This window comes from Streptomyces boncukensis (assembly GCF_011045075.1).
In the GTDB taxonomy this organism is placed as follows: Bacteria; Actinomycetota; Actinomycetes; order Streptomycetales; family Streptomycetaceae; genus Streptomyces; species Streptomyces boncukensis.
Genome location: NZ_JAAKZZ010000665.1, coordinates 1 through 3,428 on the forward strand (window position 1 = coordinate 1; position 3,428 = coordinate 3,428).

Annotated in this window: 3 protein-coding genes and 1 pseudogene; 3 read left to right on the forward strand and 1 reads right to left on the reverse strand. The window is 75.8% G+C overall.

Annotated features, from left to right (window positions below):
* Nucleotides 1-61: 61 nt before the first annotated feature.
* Nucleotides 62-1,684, reverse strand: coding sequence for an IclR family transcriptional regulator domain-containing protein (locus tag G5C65_RS33910; protein WP_165302898.1), 1,623 nt, complete (start codon nucleotides 1,682-1,684; stop codon nucleotides 62-64).
* 154 nt (nucleotides 1,685-1,838) lie between these two features.
* On the opposite strand from G5C65_RS33910, the gene G5C65_RS33915 reads away from it, so the two are divergent.
* The 3 genes and pseudogenes from G5C65_RS33915 to G5C65_RS33925 form a co-directional block, all read left to right on the forward strand.
* Nucleotides 1,839-2,594, forward strand: coding sequence for a CoA transferase subunit A (locus G5C65_RS33915; RefSeq protein ID WP_165302899.1), 756 nt, complete (start codon nucleotides 1,839-1,841; stop codon nucleotides 2,592-2,594).
* Nucleotides 2,594-3,247, forward strand: a complete 654-nt coding sequence (locus tag G5C65_RS33920) for a CoA transferase subunit B (protein WP_165302900.1) — start codon at nucleotides 2,594-2,596, stop codon at nucleotides 3,245-3,247. The genes G5C65_RS33915 and G5C65_RS33920 overlap by 1 nt, the downstream gene beginning before the upstream one ends.
* Nucleotides 3,244-3,428 (forward strand): annotated as a pseudogene (locus G5C65_RS33925) (hypothetical protein); the annotation flags it as partial. The gene G5C65_RS33920 and the pseudogene G5C65_RS33925, both read left to right, overlap by 4 nt.

The window sequence follows — 3,428 nt, forward strand, 5'->3', positions numbered from 1 at the left end:
GGGGGAGGCTGGCCGCGCAGTTCCCCCTCGCGGGGCACGATCGTGCTCCGCGCTGGGGCGTTCAGCTGAGTCCGGCACGCGCGACCGCGGCCGCGTCCGCCGCGATGCGCCCGGCCGTCGCCCGCAGCGCGGGCAGCACCGTGGCACGGGTCTCGTCCGCGGACGTACGCCCCGCGTGCAGCGAGACGTTGACGGCGGCGACCACCGCGCCGTCGTGGCCGCGGACGGGGACGGCCACCGAGCGCAGGCCCTCCTCCAGCTCCTGGTCCACCAGGGCGTATCCGTCCCGCGCCACGTCGTCGAGGACGCGGCCGAGCGCTTCCGGATCGGTGAGGGTGCGCCCGGTCAGCGGCCGCAGCTCGGCGGCGGCCAGCCACCGCGCCCGCTGTGCCGGCGGCAGCCCGGCGAGGAGCACTCGGCCCATCGAGGTCGCATGCGCGGGGAAGCGGGTGCCGGTGGTGATGGAGACGCTCATGATCCGCCGGGCGGCGACCCGGCTCACATAGCGGATGTCCGGCCCGTCCAGCACCGCCAGCGAGGCGGAGTCGTGCACCTGCCGGACGAGACCGGCCAGGTGGGGCTGGGCGATCTCGCCGAGGCGGAGACCGGACAGCAGCGGGTAGCCGAGGTCGAAGACCTGGGGAAGCGGGGTGAACAGCCCGTCGTCGACGGCCGCGTAGCCGAGCTGGACCAGGGTGTGCAGACAGCGGCGGGCCGTGGCCCGGGGCAGGCCCGTGGCCTGGGCGAGGGCGGAGAGCGTCAGGCCGCCGGACGCGCCGCCCAGCGCGGCCAGCACCGCGAGGCCGCGGGCCAGCGACTGCAGATACTCAGGGCCGAGGTCCCGCTTGGCGTCCGGGGTGGCGTCCGGCACGGGTACGGGCGCGGCGGAGGGGGAGGAGCCGGCGGCGAGCGCCTCGGCCATGTGCGCCGCGGTGCGGCGCGCCTGGCCGAGGGCGTGTGCGCGCAGGCCGTCGGCCGAGTAGCGGCTGGTGTGGCTGACCACGCTGACCGCGCAGACCGTGCGGCCCCCGGCGTCGTGGACGGGGACGGCGAGGGCCACCAGGCCGGGCTCGATCAGCTGGTCGTCCAGCGACCAGCCGCGTGCGGCGGACTCGGCGGCGAGGCCGCGCAGTGCGGCGTCGCTCAGGCCGGGGCCGTGCGGCGGGGGGAGCGCGGGAAAGTCCTCGGGGCCGCGGGAGTGCCGGGCCGCGTAGTGCGCGGGGGGCCAGTCGGCGGCGAAGAGCGGGCCGGGCGCGCAGCGGTCGGCGGGCAGCACGTCCCCGACCCGGAAGGAGACGGAGAGCGCGCGCCGCCGGGTGTGCTGGACGACGAACCGCACGGCCTCGCGGTCCGGGACGGCGACGGAGACGGACTCGTCCAGCTCGCCGGCGAGCCGGGCCGCGAGCCGGTCGAGCTCCTCGGGGACGGCGCCGCAGCGCAGATAGGCGGCGCCCAGCTCCAGCAGCGGTGGCGCGAGGGCCAGTTCGCGATCCTCCGCGCGGACATAGCCGAGTCGGACGAGGGTGGTGGCGATCCGGTCGACGGGTGAGCGGGCCAGGCCCGTCGCCTTGACCAGCTCGCTCGCCGCCATCCGGCCGCCGGGAGCGCGGGCCAGGGCACGCAGGACGGCGAGCCCCCGCTCCAGCGGCCCGACGGGCGGGCCCGGGACGCTCCGCTGCGGCATCCGCCCTCCTCGCTCATGTGCTCGCACCTGTTGACAAGCGGGCGCGGACGGCCGGACACTCACCGGCAGCACAAGAATGAACTTTAGTTCAGCAGGCGAACACAGGCAAGTTCGGGCACGTGCAAGTTCGGGCACGGACGATCGGACGGACGTGATGGACAAGGTGGTTCACTCGGCCGAGGAGGCCGTCGCCGGCATCGGGGACGGCGCTTCGCTGGCCGTGGGCGGTTTCGGGCTCAGCGGAGTCCCGAACGTACTGATCGACGCGGTGCACCGGCTGGGCGCCGGGCGCCTGCGCGTCGTCTCCAACAACTGCGGGGTGGACGGCGGCGGTCTGGGCGTCCTGCTCGCCTCGGGGCGCATCGCCCGGGTCACCGGCTCGTACATCGGCGCGAACAAGGAGTTCGCGCGGCAGTACCTCGCCGGCGAGCTGGAGCTCGAACTCACCCCGCAGGGCACGCTCGCCGAACGGCTGCGCGCCGGCGGCGCGGGCATCCCCGCCTTCTTCACCCCGGCAGGCGTGGGCACACCGGTGGCCGAGGGCGGCCTGCCCTGGCGGTACGCGACCGACGATGCCGTCTCCGTGGCGTCGCCGGCCAAGGAGGTGCGCGAGTTCGCCGGCCGCGCCCACGTCCTGGAACACGGCATCACGACGGACTTCGCGCTGGTGCGCGCCGCCCGGGGCGACCGGCACGGCAACCTGGTCTTCGCCAAGGCGTCCCGCAACTTCAACCCGCTCGCGGCGATGGCCGGCCGCGTCACCGTCGCCGAGGTCGAGCAGCTCGTCGAGCCGGGCGGAATCGACCCGGACGAGGTGCACCTGCCCGGCGTCTTCGTACGGCGCGTGCTGGAACTCACCCCCGAGCAGGCCGCCGACAAGCGCACGGAGCGCAGGACGGTGCGCGGCTGATGCCCTGGACCCGCGAGCAGATGGCCGCCCGCGCGGCCCGCGAACTCCACGACGGCGCCTGCGTCAACCTCGGCATCGGGCTGCCCACGCTGATCCCCGACCACCTGCCCGACGGCGTCGACGTCGTGCTGCACTCCGAGAACGGCATCCTGGGCGTCGGCCCGTACCCGACCGCCGAGCAGGTCGACCCCGACCTGATCAACGCGGGCAAGGAGACCGTCACCACCGCGCCCGGCGCGGCGTTCTTCGACTCCGCGCTCTCCTTCGGCATGATCCGCGGCGGCCGCGTCGACGTCGCCGTGCTGGGCGCGATGCAGGTCTCCGCCCGGGGCGACCTGGCCAACTGGGCCGTCCCCGGCAAGGTGGTCAAGGGGATGGGCGGGGCGATGGATCTCGTGCACGGCGCCGGCCGCGTCATCGTCCTGATGGAGCACACCGCCAAGGACGGCTCGCCCAAGCTCGTCGAGGAGTGCACCCTGCCGCTGACCGGCACGCGGTGCGTGCACCGGATCATCACCGACCTCGCCGTCCTCGACGTCACCGAGGACGGGCTGCGCCTGGTCGAGCGGGCTCCCGGCACCGGCCCGGAGGAGCTCCGCCGCCGCACCGGCACCGGGATCTCCGGCGCCCGGGTCCTGGAGGAGAGCCCATGACCGAGACATCCCGCGCCCCGCAGACCGCAGCCCCGGACCTCGCGGCCGGGGTCCCGGCCCCCGCGGTCCCGTCCCCCGGGGCCGCGCCGCTGGACCAGCGGGCCATCGACGCGGAGATCGCCGCCATCCGGCCCGACGGCTCCCCCCATCCCCCGCGCGCCTACCCGCCGTACCGCAGCAG

Bases quoted from the DNA above. Each gene is read 5' to 3' on its own strand.
- G5C65_RS33915 (WP_165302899.1), top strand. From the start codon at position 1,839: ATGGACAAGGTGGTTCACTCGGCCGAGGAGGCCGTCGCCGGCATCGGG.
- G5C65_RS33910 (WP_165302898.1), bottom strand. From the start codon at position 1,684: ATGCCGCAGCGGAGCGTCCCGGGCCCGCCCGTCGGGCCGCTGGAGCGG.
- G5C65_RS33920 (WP_165302900.1), top strand. From the start codon at position 2,594: ATGCCCTGGACCCGCGAGCAGATGGCCGCCCGCGCGGCCCGCGAACTC.